The organism is Robertkochia solimangrovi (assembly GCF_007279655.1).
In the GTDB taxonomy this organism is placed as follows: Bacteria; Bacteroidota; Bacteroidia; order Flavobacteriales; family Flavobacteriaceae; genus Robertkochia; species Robertkochia solimangrovi.
In genome coordinates, this window is sequence record NZ_QKWN01000001.1 from 760688 (window position 1) to 777672 (window position 16985).

Annotated in this window: 17 protein-coding genes; 9 read left to right on the top strand and 8 right to left on the bottom strand. The window is 41.4% G+C overall.

Annotated elements, in window-relative coordinates; genetic code table 11:
* Window positions 1-2 precede the first annotated feature (2 nt).
* The 3 genes from DMZ48_RS03245 to DMZ48_RS03255 all read left to right on the top strand — a co-directional run bounded on the left by DMZ48_RS03245 (window position 3) and on the right by DMZ48_RS03255 (window position 2327).
* Entirely contained in the window at window positions 3-275 is a 273-nt protein-coding gene (locus tag DMZ48_RS03245; RefSeq protein WP_143953650.1) for a SemiSWEET family sugar transporter, read from the top strand.
* Between the two features lie 161 nt (window positions 276-436).
* A complete protein-coding gene (gene ald, locus DMZ48_RS03250) occupies window positions 437-1537 on the top strand; it encodes an alanine dehydrogenase (RefSeq protein ID WP_143953837.1) in 1101 nt (366 codons plus the stop codon).
* 103 nt (window positions 1538-1640) lie between these two features.
* Window positions 1641-2327 carry a zinc metallopeptidase gene (locus tag DMZ48_RS03255; protein ID WP_143953651.1) on the top strand — a complete coding sequence of 229 codons (687 nt, stop codon included), beginning with the start codon at window positions 1641-1643 and terminating at the stop codon, window positions 2325-2327.
* 105 nt (window positions 2328-2432) lie between these two features.
* On the opposite strand, the gene DMZ48_RS03260 is transcribed toward DMZ48_RS03255, so the two are convergent.
* Together DMZ48_RS03260 and DMZ48_RS03265 are read right to left on the bottom strand one after the other, a co-directional pair.
* Entirely contained in the window at window positions 2433-2903 is a 471-nt protein-coding gene (locus DMZ48_RS03260) for an Lrp/AsnC ligand binding domain-containing protein (RefSeq protein WP_143953652.1), read from the bottom strand.
* A gap of 77 nt (window positions 2904-2980) precedes the next feature.
* Entirely contained in the window at window positions 2981-4351 is a 1371-nt protein-coding gene (locus DMZ48_RS03265; protein WP_143953653.1) for a saccharopine dehydrogenase family protein, read from the bottom strand.
* Window positions 4352-4419: 68 nt separating this feature from the next.
* Between DMZ48_RS03265 and DMZ48_RS03270 the strand changes: the two genes are divergently transcribed.
* Window positions 4420-4803 (top strand): DUF423 domain-containing protein, encoded by a 384-nt coding sequence (locus DMZ48_RS03270; RefSeq protein ID WP_143953654.1) that lies wholly within the window; start codon window positions 4420-4422, stop codon window positions 4801-4803.
* 151 nt (window positions 4804-4954) lie between these two features.
* Window positions 4955-6562 (top strand): phosphoenolpyruvate carboxykinase (ATP), encoded by a 1608-nt coding sequence (pckA, locus tag DMZ48_RS03275; RefSeq protein ID WP_143953655.1) that lies wholly within the window; start codon window positions 4955-4957, stop codon window positions 6560-6562.
* Between the two features lie 104 nt (window positions 6563-6666).
* Here pckA and DMZ48_RS03280 read toward each other — a convergent pair whose 3' ends face one another.
* The 3 genes from DMZ48_RS03280 to DMZ48_RS03290 are packed head-to-tail and all read right to left on the bottom strand — an operon-like array spanning window position 6667 to window position 9750.
* Window positions 6667-7413, bottom strand: coding sequence for a uroporphyrinogen-III synthase (locus DMZ48_RS03280; protein WP_143953656.1), 747 nt, complete (start codon window positions 7411-7413; stop codon window positions 6667-6669).
* A 14-nt stretch (window positions 7414-7427) separates the two neighbouring features.
* A complete protein-coding gene (locus DMZ48_RS03285; RefSeq protein ID WP_143953657.1) occupies window positions 7428-8084 on the bottom strand; it encodes a DUF4271 domain-containing protein in 657 nt (218 codons plus the stop codon).
* Window positions 8077-9750 (bottom strand): ArnT family glycosyltransferase, encoded by a 1674-nt coding sequence (locus DMZ48_RS03290; protein WP_143953658.1) that lies wholly within the window; start codon window positions 9748-9750, stop codon window positions 8077-8079. The genes DMZ48_RS03285 and DMZ48_RS03290 overlap by 8 nt, the downstream gene beginning before the upstream one ends.
* A 132-nt stretch (window positions 9751-9882) precedes the next feature.
* Here DMZ48_RS03290 and DMZ48_RS03295 point away from each other — a divergent pair, with 132 nt between their 5' ends.
* From DMZ48_RS03295 to DMZ48_RS03305, 3 genes are read left to right on the top strand one after another with little or no spacing between them, the layout of a single operon-like run.
* The gene (locus tag DMZ48_RS03295) at window positions 9883-10656 is read left to right on the top strand and encodes a polyprenol monophosphomannose synthase (protein WP_143953659.1); all 774 of its coding nucleotides are present in this window, start codon (window positions 9883-9885) and stop codon (window positions 10654-10656) included.
* Window positions 10619-11956 carry a dihydroorotase gene (locus tag DMZ48_RS03300; RefSeq protein WP_143953660.1) on the top strand — a complete coding sequence of 446 codons (1338 nt, stop codon included), beginning with the start codon at window positions 10619-10621 and terminating at the stop codon, window positions 11954-11956. The genes DMZ48_RS03295 and DMZ48_RS03300 overlap by 38 nt, the downstream gene beginning before the upstream one ends.
* A gap of 13 nt (window positions 11957-11969) precedes the next feature.
* Entirely contained in the window at window positions 11970-12383 is a 414-nt protein-coding gene (locus tag DMZ48_RS03305; protein WP_143953661.1) for a DUF4296 domain-containing protein, read from the top strand.
* A 35-nt stretch (window positions 12384-12418) separates the two neighbouring features.
* On the opposite strand, the gene DMZ48_RS03310 is transcribed toward DMZ48_RS03305, so the two are convergent.
* A complete protein-coding gene (locus tag DMZ48_RS03310; RefSeq protein WP_143953662.1) occupies window positions 12419-13417 on the bottom strand; it encodes an SDR family oxidoreductase in 999 nt (332 codons plus the stop codon).
* A gap of 123 nt (window positions 13418-13540) precedes the next feature.
* Between DMZ48_RS03310 and tyrS the strand changes: the two genes are divergently transcribed.
* Entirely contained in the window at window positions 13541-14857 is a 1317-nt protein-coding gene (gene tyrS / locus DMZ48_RS03315; RefSeq protein ID WP_143953663.1) for a tyrosine--tRNA ligase, read from the top strand.
* On the opposite strand, the gene DMZ48_RS03320 is transcribed toward tyrS, so the two are convergent.
* Together DMZ48_RS03320 and rpsU are read right to left on the bottom strand one after the other, a co-directional pair.
* On the bottom strand, window positions 14858-16624 hold the full coding sequence (locus tag DMZ48_RS03320) for a MutS-related protein (protein WP_143953664.1): 1767 nt from the start codon (window positions 16622-16624) through the stop codon (window positions 14858-14860). It abuts the gene before it with no gap.
* A gap of 53 nt (window positions 16625-16677) precedes the next feature.
* A complete protein-coding gene (gene rpsU, locus DMZ48_RS03325) occupies window positions 16678-16872 on the bottom strand; it encodes a 30S ribosomal protein S21 (RefSeq protein ID WP_143953665.1) in 195 nt (64 codons plus the stop codon).
* Window positions 16873-16985: the final 113 nt, after the last annotated feature.

Consider the following 16985-nt stretch of genomic DNA (forward strand, 5'->3'; position numbering starts at 1 on the left):
ATATGTTAGAATCTGCGGAAATATTAGGACTGATCGCTGCTGCATGTACGACATCCTCTTTCGTTCCCCAGGTTTATAAAACATGGAAAACCCGGAATGTAGCCGGAATTTCCCTGATTATGTATTTCGTTCTTTTTATAGGAGTTGTTCTTTGGTTGCTGTATGGGATCGTCATAAATAGTTTATCGGTAATCCTGGCAAATTCCATAACCGGACTACTGGTACTGATCATTCTTATCTTAAGGATCAGATATGGTCTCCAACACAGAAAATGAATATTGAAGTTAGAAGGTATCTTTTTATAAATCGTAAAACCCTGCACTTGTGCAGGGTTTTGTTTTTATGGTGATTAATCGATAAGTTTTAATTTTTATGCGGATTAATTTTTTTACATGGAACAAAAAGCTAATTTTTGGAAAAACAAAATCTTCTGATCATGATAATCGGTATTCCAAAGGAAATTAAGAACAATGAGAACCGCGTCGGGATGATTCCCGCCGGAGTTTATGAACTTGCTAAACGAGGGCATCGGGTACTTGTCCAGAGTGGCGCTGGAATAGGAAGCGGGTTTTCTGATCAGGATTATGAGGATGTAGGTGCTGAGATCATAGGTTCTCTCGCCGGAGTCTATGAAAAAAGTGAGATGATCGTAAAAGTTAAGGAGCCGATTCAGGCTGAGTACCCCTTGGTCAGAAAAGATCAGGTTCTGTTTACGTATTTTCATTTTGCTTCCAGTGAAAAGCTGACACGTGCTATGATGGGTAGCAAATCGGTTTGTATCGCTTATGAGACTGTGGAAGATACAGACGGGAGCCTTCCCTTGCTGACTCCTATGTCTGAGGTAGCTGGAAGAATGGCGGTACAGCAGGGAGCTAAGTATCTGGAAAAGCCGATTAAAGGAAGAGGGGTATTACTGGGTGGAGTTCCCGGAGTACCACCTGGAAAGGTTTTGGTACTTGGGGCCGGAACCGTTGGTATTCAGGCTGCTAAAATGGCAGCGGGTCTTGGGGCTCATGTAACAATTCTTGATATCAATATGAAAAGGCTGCGATATGTGAATGATATTATGCCAAGCCATGTCGTTACCGAGTTTTCAAGTGAATATAATATACGAAAGCATATACAGAACCACGATCTTATCGTAGGAGGTGTATTGATTCCAGGTGCAAAAGCGCCGAGCCTGATCACCCGCGATATGCTGAAGCTTATGCGTCCGGGTACGGTTATCGTAGATGTTGCCGTCGATCAGGGAGGTTGTGTGGAAACTACCAGAGCAACCACGCATGAAGACCCTACCTATATTATTGATGATGTCGTACATTATTGTGTAGCGAATATGCCGGGAGCTGTACCGTATACCTCTACTGTCGCTCTTACCAACGTAACGCTGCCCTATGTGTTGAAGCTTGCTGATTTGGGATGGGAAAAGGCATGTGCAGCGGATAAAAGTCTGGCAAAAGGATTGAATATCATAAAAGGAGAGATCGTATATCAGGGGATTACCGAAGCCTTCGGCTGGGAGACCCAATTATCCTGATATCTTAAAAAATAGGACTAAAAGTCATGTTGTTAAAACCTCGCTAAAATTGGCGGGGTTTTTGTCTTTTATATCGTAATTTTAAGTTTTAAAGGACAGAAAGATGGGATATTATATTTTAATAGGTTTAATCGGGCTCGTGAGTATGCTAGTGAGCTCAAAGTTAAAAAGTAAGTTTAAACATTATTCAAAGGTTCATTTACAAAACGGAATGAGCGGCGCGGAGATCGCAAGGAAAATGCTCCAGGATAATGGAATCTTTGATGTGGAGGTAATTTCAACTCCCGGTATGCTTACCGATCACTATAATCCACAAAAAAAGACGGTCAATCTGAGTGAAGGAGTCTATAATCAGCGTAATGCAGCAGCAGCTGCGGTTGCGGCTCATGAATGCGGCCATGCAGTACAACATGCAAAAGGTTATGAATGGTTGCAACTCCGTTCTAAATTAGTACCCGTTGTCAGTGTCGCTTCTGGGATGTCGGTTTGGGTAATTTTTGGAGGAATCGTATTGGCAGCTTCCACCCAATTCGGATTTACGATCGCCGTGATCGGACTCGCGATGTATGCATTGGGGACCTTGTTCAGCTTTATTACGTTGCCTGTTGAATACGATGCCAGTAAAAGAGCTTTAGCATGGCTTCAGAGTAAACATATGGTCACACAGCAGGAATTCAGTGGCGCTGAGGATGCCCTTAAATGGGCCGCCAGAACGTATGTGGTAGCTGCGGTAGGATCTTTGGCGACCTTGCTGTATTTTGCCTTGCAAATCTTCGGAGGAAGAGACTGATCATAATAAGTGGCTTAAGTGGCATTAATGAGACAAGTGGCACTAATGTCCTTGAATATCACCATTGTCACCATTGTCACCGATATCGCCAGTTTCCAGTGGCACCTAAATAGAGATCTGTCGGTCCAGTTGTTGGTTAAGGGATATGAAGGTTTCTGTTCTTGAAACTCCTTCGATAGTTTGAATCTTATGATTCAGCAATGTCATAAGATGTTCGTTGTCCCGACAAAGAAGTTTGATCAGGATCGACCAGTTTCCAGTGGTGTAATGACATTCCAGTACTTCCGGTATTTCTTTCAGTTGTTTTACGGCTTCCGGGTTTCGCATGGCTTTATCAAGGTAAATTCCTATGAAGGCCATCGTGGTGTATCCGAGAATTCTAGGGTTTATAATGAACTTCGAACCGGTAATAAGTCCGGATGCTTCGAGCTTTCTTAGTCGCTGATGTATGGCAGCTCCCGAAATACCAAGTTTTCGCGCGATCTCCAGGATCGGTTTTCGTGCATCTTCCATAAGACTTCGGAGAATCTCCTTATCTATTCCGTCAATTTCAACAGTTTTATCCGTAATTTTCATTATAATTTGCAGCTAAAAATTATTATGTGCTTTCAAATTTAAACATTTATTCCGTGAATGAGTAGTAATCGGTAACATTAGCCGATAACATTTTCGGGATTGTAACCCATATAAGGGATCTCGCGTTCTGTGAATTCTACACCATAGGGTATGAGTTCCTTTAGTATCGGGGCATAGATATCTTTTTCGATGGGTATACGTACCCCTTTGCTTTGAATCTCTCCTTTCAGAATATTGGAGGCTGCTATAGCGACCGGTAAACCAACAGTTTTCGCCATTGCTGTAAATTTTCGGTCTTCTCCTGTGACTACCATATGGGCATCGATCTGCTTTCGTTTGCCTTCTGATTCATAACCGAATTTATGATACATAACGATCATATCTTTGTCGTCTTCACTTAGCGTCCAGTGCTCTTCCAGAATTTTTTGAAGGGCCATTGCCGGTGTTGCATTGGTGATTTCAATGAATTTTTTCGGATTGAAGAGGTCGAGTTCCACGAGTTTATCCCATAGTATATCATCCTGATCGATCTTCATGTAATGGCGAAGTTTTAATTCCACGCTATCGCTCGGGGAATAGGGTAGGAAAGTGTTAATGAAGTCCCGGTAGCTCATCTGTTCCGAATTTTCCAAAATAAAGCTGTCATCGGTCAATCCTAGTTGTACGAAGATGTTCCATGCTTTAGAGAAACCTACTCTTCTCATAGTTCCTCTGTAAAGTGTGAGTACATCGCTGAGTCCGTATGCATTTCGGTATTTCAAAGAATCGCGATTGGCATACACTTCGAATCTTCCGTAACCGGGGACATCGATAAATTCGGTGCGACGGAATAATTTATGATAGGGTATGTATTTATATTTACCTTCCTGAATAAATTTAGCGGCTCCTCCCTGACCGGCTATAACGACATTTCTGGGGTTCCAGGTGAATTTATAATTCCATAGATTGTTATCGCTCTCCGGGGCCACCAGCCCACCTGTAAATGATTCAAAAAGGATCATATTCCCTCCTTCTTTTCGAATTCTGTCGATGACATCCATGGCACTCATATGATCGATTCCCGGGTCAAGTCCGACCTCATTGAGAAACAGAAGTCCTTTCTCCTGTACTTCTCTATCGAGTTTTTCCATTTCCTTACTCACATAAGAAGCAGTGACCAGATTCTTTCCGAATGAAAGGCAGTCAGTCGCAATATTCATATGCAGATGTGCGGGTAGCATGGAGATGATGAGATCGTGTTTTTTTATGATGTTCTTCCGTTCTTCTTCCCTGAAAATATCTAATTTTACAAAGGTGATTTCCTGAGGATCCCTGAGTTCATTTTGAATACGATCGGGATTAAGATCGGCAATAGTAAGTGCTATATTTAACGATCTTCTGTGATCCAGAAGATATTTGATGAGGTATGCGGTCGATTTGCCGGCGCCAAAAAGCAGAATTCTGTTCATAAAGGTTAGGAATATCTCACTAATGTATAAAAATGTTATAAAATTACATACAAACACCTCATAAAGTTATGAATAAAACAATTTTGACCGTTGCAGCTATACTCGGACTTACCGCGGTGATACTTGGAGCTTTTGGTGCTCATGCGTTAAAAAGACTGGTGGATGCGGAAGCGGTAAAAACCTTTGAAACAGGAGTAAAATACCAGATGTATCATGCTTTGTTATTATTGTTTGTGGGTAGTACACAGATTATTTCCAATTCATCCAGAAATCTGATTTTCTACCTGGTTCTGGCAGGAGTATTGTTATTTTCGGGAAGTATCTATTTATTAGCTACCAATGCTCAGACTTCCTTCGACTTCCGCAAGATTGGTTTCATCACTCCAATCGGGGGAACTTTACTGATCGCAGGATGGGGAGTTCTGGTCTATAATTTCCTGCGGCTGAAGTAGGTCGTTATTTTACTGAAATTCAGAAGGATGCCGGGATAATTACATTTGTGCCCGGCTGGCAAGGTATGGAATAAAAACTTCTCCTCAAACGTTGTAGTAGACTAAATTTTAGATACATTTGTCCATGCTAACTTCTGTAAATAAGAAAATTATGGTGGAAAAAACCTTGTTTACGAAAACGATTTCGTTAAAATCGTACGGAATTCTCAGTGATAAGGTAAATTATCAGTTGGATCCTGAAGAACTTCAGGAAATTTGTGTAAAAAAGGGAATGGGAAAAACAGCATCTTCGGGTGCGTTAGCGATCAATACCGGAGAATTTACCGGTCGATCTCCTAAAGACCGATTCATTGTTAAAGATGATATCACAAGAGATAAGGTTTGGTGGGGTGACATCAATATACCTTTTGCTCCATCCGATTTTGACAGATTATATAATGATGTAACGGCCTATCTTTCGGATAAGGAGGTCTATGCACGTGATGCTTTTGCTTGTGCCGATCCTGAATATCGTATGAATATCCGGGTGATCAATGAATTTCCCTGGAGCAATCTCTTTGCTTACAATATGTTCTTAAGGCCTGACACCGACGATCTTCTTGATTTCGACCCGGAATGGATCGTGGTGAATGCTCCCGGTTTCTATGCCGATCCTGCTGTTCATAATACAAGGCAACATAATTTTGCCATTCTGAATTTCAGTAGAAAGATCGCTTTGATCGGAGGTACAGGATATACCGGTGAGATTAAGAAGGGAATATTCTCTGCTTTGAACTTTATTCTTCCGGTCTTTAAGAATACACTTCCGATGCATTGTAGTGCGAATGTTGGTGAAGCTGGCGATACTGCGATCTTTTTCGGCCTGTCCGGTACCGGTAAGACGACATTATCTGCGGATCCTGACCGCAGGTTGATCGGAGATGATGAGCACGGGTGGACCTCGAGAAATACGGTTTTTAATTTCGAAGGAGGTTGTTATGCCAAAGTGATCAATCTTTCTGAAGAGAATGAACCCGATATCTATAATGCAATTCGTCAGGGAGCATTACTGGAAAATGTTATCATGGATGACAATGGCGTTGTAGACTATAGTGATACGTCGATTACTCAGAATACACGTGTGAGTTATCCGATCGATCATATCAGGAATATTCAGAGACCTTCGATAGGGGCTAACCCTAAGAACATATTCTTTCTGACTGCAGATGCTTTTGGGGTATTACCTCCAATTTCAAAGCTGACCCCAGGTCAGGCAGCTTACCATTTTATTTCCGGATATACAGCAAAAGTTGCCGGAACAGAGGCTGGTGTCAATGAGCCCGTTCCTTCTTTTTCTGCTTGTTTCGGAGCGCCCTTCATGCCCTTGCATCCCGTAGCTTATGCTGAAATGTTAAGCGAGAAGATGAAAGAGGCAGGGGTTAGTGTATGGCTGATCAATACCGGTTGGACCGGAGGTCCTTACGGGGTTGGTTCCCGTATGAAATTAAAATATACCAGAGCAATGATCAATGCAGCTCTGGAAGGAAAATTAGGAGAAATCAATTATGAAAACTACCATATTCACTCGGTGTTCGGATTGGCTCAACCAAGATCCTGTCCTGGAGTTCCTGCGGATATCCTGAGTTCCAGAAAGACCTGGAACAACGATACGGGGTATTACGAAAAGGCTCATCAGCTCGCTGATGCCTTTAAAAAGAACTTCACAAAGTTCGAGTCTGGCGCCAGTGAAGAGACCAAAGCCGGCGGGCCCTTGGTCTGACACCGTTACAGGGTTAGAAATGATCCTAAGCTTGCCAAATAGTTAGTTAAAAAAACCTCTGATCGTTATGGTCAGAGGTTTTTAAATTTTGTTTTCTCGTTAGCTTATTTTTTGTTGACTTTGGCGATGTACTTCTCAAGCGCCATAGTCATGGAAGGCGTATCCGGTGTCGGTGCCTCAATGTCAATTCTCAATCCTGCTTCGTTTGCAGCCTTTTGTGTTGTGTTTCCAAATACCGCAATACGGGTATTGTTCTGTTTGAAGTCCGGGAAGTTCTTCATCAGGGATTCGATACCTGAAGGACTGAAGAATACAAGAATGTCATAATACACGTCCCTTAAGTCTGAAAGATCACTGATCACTGTCTTGTAAAGAATTGCTCTTTTCCAGTCTACCTTCAACTCATCCAAAGTTTCCGGTACGATCGGCTTCAGTACATCCGAAGATGGTAACATGAATTTTTCGTCCTTGTACTTCTTGATGATCGGAGCGAGTTCCTGAAAAGTTCTTTTCCCGACATAGATCTTTCGTTTTCTGTAAACCACATACTTTTGAAGATAGTAAGCCACTGCTTCCGACTGACAGAAATACTTCATGCTGTCCGGAACTGTAAATCTCATCTCTTTCGCGATACGAAAGAAGTGATCTACTGAGTTTCGGCTGGTCAGAATGATCGCTGTGAATTGCGACAGGTCAATTTTCTGTTGACGTACATCCTTGGCATTAACCCCTTCGACATGGATGAATGGTCTGAAATCTACTTTGATCTTTTGTTTTTCGACTAGCCTTAAATAGGGTGAGTTCTCTACTTTAGGCTCGGGCTGGGAAACTAATATTGTTTTAACTTTCATAGGTTATTTTTAGTTTAAGCCTTATCTGTGAAAAATAGTCTGATCACTATTAAATAAGGGGCTATTTCTAGCGCGCAAAGATACAAAATAAAATAAAACAAATATTTGGATATCAATTTTTGATGATTTCGAAGTGTGAGTATCAGGGAGATAAGATTTAGAAAAATAAACAGCCCTAAAATCGTATAGATTAAAATATTTTTAAAATAATCAGTGTAAATAAAGAATGCTATAAAAGGAATGAGTATCAAAGCGCTTAAATTATGATAGGTAAGCTTGTTGAATTGAAAATCCTCTGCAAATTCAGGAATGTCAAAGATCGCTGCGATGATTTTTTCCAAATAATATTTAAATACGATAAATAGTGCCAGAAAGGCGATGATAACTAGAATATTCTGCGATAATGCAATATCGAAGTATTTGATACATAGCTGAATTGCAAGTCCGTAACTGATCATTTGTGTGGCGAACAACAACAGGTTGAATCTGCTTTGTGTCTGATTGCCTTCTTTCTTGTAAATCTTGAAATAGCGATTGTTTACAAAAAGGATCATAAAGGAGTTAAACCGGTGTTCGTCAATAAGTTTGGCCGCAGTGATAAAAATGAGTCCCAACATCATAAGCAGGGTTTCGTAAGTGTGGAGCTCGGTATTTCTGACTATCTCATTCAAACGTGTTCACCTTTACAAGGTTGCCCTCAAAGCCGGAATTGAAATTGTAATGTACTAATCCCGGTCTGAAATAATTCACCTCGGGAGAAAAGTTTGACGCTTTTGTGCGTATTTTTATTACAATACTATCAGTCCGGGGTATGAATTCTCTTTCAACCTTATTTTTCAGAGCAAATGTATCCATAATTTTTCTGTTGCTGTCAAAGGTCACCCCCTGAATTTTTAATTTTTTCAGGGGAATATCTTCAGGATAGGGATTGAATATGCTTACACTGAAATTTTCAGGGATACCCTCAGTAAAATCATTTTCATCAACTTTTATTTTCAGGTCACCATAATACTGGAAATCATCCGTGATCCATCCTTTCCAGGTGGCGTTTTTAAACGGACGATGATAGGTGATATCATAGTGCTGAAGATCGGTCTCTGTCATGATCACTACCCTGTGATGTCGTAAACTATCGGCAGCATGGTTAAAATCGAACTGATTCTGACGGAAGCCTACATCGTTCATTGAAAAAACCTTGTTTCTGCTATAGAATGCATACATTGCTGCATCGCGATAGGAATTATGAAATACCACAGGAAGTTCCCCGGCCTGTTCACTCAAATTCTTAACCCAGGCTTTATTTCCATGTGATTCATACGGGATAGGAGATAAAGTTGGAATAAAAAGAGCCAGTCTCGCATAGCATAAGATGACAACTGCGGCGATATTGAGCTTGAAAAGCCATTTCCTGAATTTTTCATCGTAGGTTAGAAAGATAAATCCAAAATAGAGCAATGAAGGAATGATTAGTGATAACCACTGCGCCTGGGTCTTTCTATTGAAGCTTGAAAGCAGGAAAAAGATCAGAAATCCATAACCGATCCATTTCAGCGCTCTTTCCAGTGGTGTTCTCATTCGTCCTTTTATAAAGGCATAATATAGCAAAGGGAAAGCCAGTCCGGCAACGGCCAATGCATTCAACAGATAGTTGAGTGTAAAACTGATACGATAATGACTGTTGGCTCTGTCGATGAGATGGTATTTTACGGAAACGAAGTCATTATTTATAAGCCACATAAGATGTGGGGTGCAAAGTGCCAAAGCGATCCCGCAGGCCAGCCAGAATCTGTAATGTTTAAGAATTCGCAGGTTGGCAAAGATCGTCAGCGTTATAAAAAGTACTCCATGATATTTACTGTACAGTATGCCGGTCATACTTATGGCTAGTAAGAGCATTGCTATAAGATTCGGAGACATGGTGAATTTTCGGTACGCGTACAGGTACAATATTGCAAAGAATAATAGGCCGGTATCCGGAAGCATCAGAAAACCATAAGCACTGAATAGTCCGATACTACTCACCAAAATAATGAAGTGAGCCAGATAGCGATGTTTTTTCGGATGATCGATCAAATGCCATAACAGCAGAATCGAAGCGCTATGCATAAAGGGGGCAAAGAATCTGACGCCGAGTTCTGAATCAAATAATTGCACACCTAAATGGATCATTGCAGGGATGAATGGCGGGTGGTCAAAGAAGCCCCAGTCTATTTCCGTCGAAAGGTACCAGTAATAAGCTTCGTCGAAAATAAGCTCCGTTATGCCTGACTGAATAAGGTTGATAAGCGTAAGTATGGTCAGGAAAATATAAAGCAGTCTGTTTGACTTTTTATCCAAGTGAGCTCCTTAAGTTTATCGTAAATTTAATCTTTTTAGAAGGGACATAAAACTTAAAAATCACTTAAAAAAACCTGAGGTAGCCACATTACGTATTAATAATATTATTTTTGTTTACAATTAATCAATGGAATGCGATCAGATAGTATAGTCATTATACCGACCTATAATGAGATCGAAAATGTAGAAGTGATCATCAAGGCGGTATTTCGCCTGGGAAAATCATTTCATATTCTCATCGTGGATGACAGTTCACCTGACGGAACCGCCGATAAGGTTCGGGAATTACAGGAAATCTTTCCTGAGGAACTGCACCTGCTGGTGCGCGCTGAAAAGGAGGGTTTGGGACGTGCCTATATCGACGGTTTCAAATGGTCCCTGCAGCGTGATTATGGATATATCTTTGAGATGGATGCAGATTTTTCTCATAATCCTAAAGATCTTACCAGACTATATTCTGCATGTAAATTAAGAGGAGCCGATATGGCTATCGGATCTCGCTATATCAATGGGGTTAACGTAGTAAACTGGCCATTGAATCGGGTCCTGATGTCTTATGGAGCTTCTTTCTATGTGAAGATGATCACAGGAATGCGTATTCACGATCCAACCGCAGGTTTTGTTTGCTATAAACGCGAGGTGATTGAAACCATCGACCTGGATGCCATACAATTTGTTGGATATGCTTTCCAGATCGAGATGAAGTTTAAGGCATACCTGGAGAAATTTAAATTGGTCGAAGTTCCGATCATATTTAAGGATCGTGTTCGAGGTAAATCCAAGATGAGTAGCAAGATTATCCATGAGGCGGTTATCGGGGTAATATCCATGAAATTAAAAAGCTTATTCAGGAAAAAAAAGATAAGAAATGAACAGAACGCTTATAAAGAACGCTACAATAGTTAATGAATCTGAAAAATTTGAAGGAGATGTCCTTATTCAGGATGAGATTATTCTTGAAATAGGTGCTTCCATCAATCCTGAAAAAGCAAATCTGGTGATCGATGCAGGAGGAAAGATCTTAATGCCGGGTGTGATCGATGATCAGGTGCATTTTCGTGAGCCGGGGCTCACCCATAAAGGAAATATTGAAAGTGAAAGTCGCGCTGCCATAGCCGGAGGAGTTACTACGTTCATAGAGCAACCGAATACGAATCCGCAGACCGTAACGATCGACCGACTTGAAGAAAAGATGATGATCGCTGCCAATTCTTCTTATGCGAACTATTCTTTTATGTTTGGTGGAACCAATGATAATCTGGAAGAATTAAAGAAACTGGACCGAAATGCCTGTGCAGGTGTAAAGTTGTTTCTTGGGTCATCGACCGGAAATATGCTGGTTGATAATGAGGCAGTTTTAGAAAAGATATTTTCAAATACCGATATGGTGATCTCTACGCATTGTGAAGATGAGGGGACGATCCGCACAAATCTGGAGCAATTCAAAGCAAAGTACGGCGAAGATATACCGATTAGCGCACATCCGCTGATTCGAAGTGAGGCAGCTTGTTACCTGTCCTCTTCCAAGGCTATAAAGCTGGCGGAAAAAACAGGTGCCCGACTACATGTCTTCCATGTTTCAACTGCTTTGGAGACCAAACTCTTCCGAAACGATATTCCGCTGGAGAAAAAGAAAATCACCGCAGAAGTCTGTACACACCATTTATGGTTCTCCGATAAGGATTATGAAGAAAAAGGAACCCTTATCAAATGGAATCCAGCTGTGAAGACCGAAGCTGATCGTGAAGGGCTATGGGAAGCTTTGCTGGATGATCGTATCGATATTCTGGCAACCGATCACGCTCCACATACACTCGAAGAAAAACAAAATAAGTATCTGCAGGCACCTTCTGGAGGGCCGCTTGTTCAACATACTTTGCCTGCACTTCTCGAGAAGCATAAGGAAGGAAAGATCTCACTGGAAAAGCTTGTTCAGAAAATGTGTCATAACCCGGCGATTCTTTTCAATATACATAAGCGAGGCTATATCAGGGAAGGGTACTTCGCTGATCTTGTATTGGTCGATCTGAATGATCCTTGGACGGTAAGTGGTGAGAATATCCTTTATAAATGTGGCTGGAGTCCGTTCGAAGGCACTACCTTTTCGTCAGCGATCAGCCATACCTTTGTGAACGGACATCTCGCTTACTCAAAAGGGAAGGTAGATCCGGGAAGAAATGTAAAAAGACTTACCTTTGACCGCTAAATTATAAACAGTGATGAATTTCAGATTTACAGGTTTTATAATGGTCGTTTTGTTCATCTTCTCCTGTTCGAGACCGATACTGGAGAAACCGGCCAATCTCATTCCGGAAGATAGGATGGTGGATATCTATTACGATGTGTCTATTCTTAAAGCTGCTAAAAGCACAGGATTGAAGATACTGGAAGAGCATAATATCGAACCCGATAAATACATCTATCAGAAATATGATATCGATAGCCTGCAACTTGCTGAAAGTACTGTTTACTACGTCTCCAAGCCTGCGATTTGTGAGCAGATATATGCCAGAGTAGAAGAACGCCTGTTGGCAATGAAGCAAATAGCTGAGGATTCACTCAAGCAGGCCAATACGCGTAAAGAGGATAGTCATCCTGTGCCCCCGAAAAGAGACGAGGAGACAAAACAATAATGGTTTCAGACTGTTCTTTTAAAAGCTGGTACTGATCAGTCTGTATGGAATTCAGCTACTCTATTAATGGTGTCATCCAGTTTGGTGTATTCGAAGGGCAGGGCTGTTGTAACCAGCCTGCCTGAATAGATAGAATTGTTTTTAGCGGATCTTACCATGTGTCTGGTGAGCATTCTTTCACTATTTGAAAATCTGGATCTAAGCCAGTCCAATCGACGAAGGATGTGTAGCATAAATGGTGTGAGTTGGTTTGCAGGCACCCTTTTGCCGAGTGAGTCAGCGATGCTTTTAAGTACCGAATAATAACTGCGGTTTTCACTTACAAGGATAAATCTTTTATTGGACAGATTTGATTTCATACCGGCGATCATCACTTTCGCAATATCCCTTGCATCTACCCATCCGGTTCCACCCGGTGGATAAAAATTAAGGCCTGATTTGATGCGATCAAAGAATCGGTTACTACTGTTGATTCCGGTAGCTTCGCCCAGCACAATTCCCGGATTGAAAATCAGTACCTGTAATCCTTCCTGAGACCCACGCCAAACTTCCATCTCTGCACCGTATTTGGTGATGGCATATACATTGTGGTCTTCTTCGGGATTCCAGTGCGATTCTTCGTTGATCTCTGTTTCACCTAAAGCCTTATCGAGGGTTGCTACTGAGCTTACATAGCAAAGCTTCCTTACGGATGAGTGGATCGCACAATTGATCACATTGGCAGTACCGTCGATATTGGTTCGCCTGAGTTCATGATAACGGGATGGGTCGAAACTCACCAAGGCAGCACAATGGTATACTTCCATTACATTTATAAATGCCTTTTGTAAAGAGGGGATGTCGTTGAGGTTCGCTTGTATCCATTCAATCTTGGCCGAAAGTCTTTTATCGACGCCCATTTGTGAGAAAAGCGAAAGCGTTTCCTCCAATTTTTCTTCTGAACGGTAAGTGGCGCGAATAGCATCTTCTTTTTCAAGAAGTTGAACAAGGAGCTGAGCGCCCACCAAACCAGTTCCTCCGGTAACTAGAATCATGAGACCAAATTACAAATTTTTGAAATACAGCAGTTCCGAATCCTTTCATTGAATCTAAGCATCCGATACCCTGAAAATTACGATCGATTCTTTTATCTTTGCCCAGATTTTAAAATTCAGATTATGCCAGTAAATTTAGTTGAAGAACTGCGATGGAGGGGTATGGTACACGATATCATGCCAGGTACGGAAGAACAATTGGAAAAGGAAATGACCAGCTGCTATATCGGTTTCGATCCTACTTCCGACTCACTGCATATCGGTAGTCTTGTGCCGATCATACTTCTGGTTCATCTCTATCGATCCGGACATAAACCGGTTGCACTCGTAGGAGGCGCAACAGGAATGATCGGAGATCCTTCAGGTAAATCTGATGAACGAAACCTACTTGATGAAGCGACGCTTGCCAAGAACGTTGCCGGGATCAAAGGAGTGCTTTCACGATTTCTGGATTTTAACTCTACCGCGGTGAATGCACCGGTGCTGGTGAATAATTATGACTGGATGAAGGATTTCAGTTTTATCGATTTTGCCAGAGATATCGGAAAGCGTATCACCGTGAATTACATGATGTCAAAGGATTCTGTGAAGAAGCGTTTGAGTGCCGACTCCGGAGTGGGTATGTCCTTTACGGAGTTCACCTACCAGTTGATTCAGGGGTATGATTTTTACCACCTGTACAAAACACTGGGGTGTAAACTTCAGATGGGGGGAAGTGATCAGTGGGGTAATATCACCACAGGTACGGAACTCATCCGACGTATGTATGCCGGTGACGGAAATGAAGAAGTAGCGAAAGCTTTCGCGATGACCTGTCCGCTTATCACCAAGGCCGATGGCTCTAAATTCGGTAAATCGGAAGGAGGAAATGTATGGTTGGATGCTGACAAGACATCTCCGTATAAATTCTACCAGTTCTGGTTGAATACCTCGGATGAGGACGCTGAAAAATACATCAAGATATTCACTTTCCTGGACAAGGAGACCATCGATACTCTTATTGAAGAACATAAGGAAGCACCCCATCTAAGATTGCTTCAAAAGCGTCTTGCTGCTGAGGTAACTACTTTTGTGCATTCGGAAGAAGAATTAGAGAGTGCGCTGAAAGCCTCCGAAATTCTTTTTGGTAACTCTAGTGCTGATGACCTTAGAGCCTTGAACGAAAAAACCTTTATGGATGTTTTCGAAGGAGTTCCGCAAGCTGAGATCAGCCGGAATATCATCGATGAAGGCCTGGACCTTATCGGTGCACTTTCGGCACAAACCAATTTCCTTAAATCTAACGGGGAAGCGAGAAGGGCCTTGAAAGAAAATTCCATTTCTTTAAATAAGGATAAGGTAGGAGAAGACTATGTGATCACTGCCAAAGATCTGATCAATGATAAGTTCATTCTTTTGCAACGCGGTAAAAAGAACTATTTCGTACTGAAGGTAAACTGATCAAACGATACCCATTTTTCTGAGCAGGAAGGAGGCATTCATATTGGTGCAGATACCTGGTCGTAAACGGTAGTCGAAAAACAATTCGTCTTCTTTGATGACTGCATCGAAGAAGTAATTGTTGACCTGTTCATATTCGTCGGCGATTTCACACAGGCTGAGGTCGTGCGTGGCAATGATTCCTGTGGAACCTGACCTTGTGAGTTTCTCTACAAATTTACGGGACCCTATAGCTTTATCCTTGCTGTTCGTTCCTTTCAGGATTTCATCCAGGATGATAAAGTATTCATGGTCTTCCATGTTGGAGACGATATGTTTCAGACGTTTTAATTCGGCATAGAAATACGAAGCATCTTCGTTTAAAGAATCAGCTGTTCTCATACTTGTGATCAGCTTAATAGGCTTGTAAACGCTTTTTTCGGCACATACGGGTAGTCCGTTATTCGCCATGACGATAAAAAGTGAAACAGTTCTCAGGAACGTACTTTTGCCTGCCATGTTCGCCCCGGTGATCACCATAAATTCTCCAGTATGGATCGTAAGATCATTTTTTACAAGTTTTGATGTCGCTATCAGAGGATGACCGAGTCCAACAGCCTGGATTGTCTCTGTTTCAGTGATTTCGGGAAAATGATGTTCAGGATGGTTAAAAGTGTAATTGCCAAAGCTGGCATAGGCATCAAAGAAAGCGATGGTGTCGAACCAATCTTTTATATGAATACGGTTGCTTTCGATCCATCTTTCAAGTCGGTAGGCATTAAAAAGGTCGAGTTGAAGTAGTGAATTGCCCAATATGGCCACGATCAGGTTGTTTCGCTGGTCGAGTGCATCGACTCGTTTAGAAAGAGTGTTCAGCGAATTATATGCAGAAGTTTGATCGTTTTTCAATTGGTGCTGCAGCTCCTGAAGGAGTGGAGTGGAGAATGATCGGTTTTCGATCATTTGAATGAGTTTGCTGTATTGTTGTAAGGTGCTTTGGGCCTTTGATGCAAATTGACTAAGCTTGTTAACCCGCTTTACAAATAAACCTGCAAGTAGTAGACCGCCTATGAACCAATAGGTAAAGTAATTTACAGAAAGTATATCAAGTATAACAGCGGTGATGATCCCGAACGAAAATATGCTGAAAATAACGGGGATCCATTTTGTAAAAGAAGCCAGGCTAATCGTATGGTTCAGGATCCAGTCTCCGACCATTTCGGCACTTACTTCGGTTTCAAGAAGTGCAGCATGTGCCTGAAATTCCTGTCGCCATTCCGGTATTTCGGCAAGTTCGTGAATGGCTTGTTGTTTTCTTTTGATATTTTCAGTGTCATTCCCTTTCAGAAGGGCGGCCAGGTAGTTTTTCCCTTCTGAGGTCGCTGTGCGATTCAGGTATTGAAAGAACGAACCACGACCGAACAGATCGATGTCATGACTAAAGTCGTGCATGGGGTCTGAGAATTCTGCGCCCGTTGGAAGTACATCGAATTTGCCAATTAATACTTCCGTTTCCGTAGCATTAATATGAATCAGTTTTTTGTAGAAGTTTTTCGAATAGGATATATCTGAGTATTTACGGATCATAAACAGAAAGATCGCAAATGTAATCAGAACCACTGGAAGGACGATTCGGGTATTACCCCAATTATAATAGATTAAAAAGCAACCGGCTAAAAATACAAACAGCCGGAACAAACTAAGATTTCTTAATTTCTTCCGGACTGCAGTATATTGTTCATTCAGCAGATCCAGCCGATTGGCATAGAATTCTTCAGGTCTGGACATAACATTCTCGTTAGTCCGTAAATCTAAAGAATTTCTCGCTTATGAAGACCGAATTAATCTTCGAGATTTCGAAGGTATTCCTGTTTGTATTCAGCTTTTTGCTTTATTACTCTTCTGGCTGCAGAAGGTTTTGTGTATTGTTTACGGTTTCTGAGTTCCTGAAGCACTTTCGTTTTTTTGTATTTTCTTTTGAAACGTTTAAGGGCTCTTTCAATACTCTCACCTTCTTTGACTACTGTTTTTAACATAAAATTGTTTTAAAGTTATTTTCTACATTATAAAAAAATAATCGTAAAACACTGTTAAAAAAGTCAAAATCTTCCCGACACAACCTTTTAAGTGGTTGTAAATGAGTTAAATG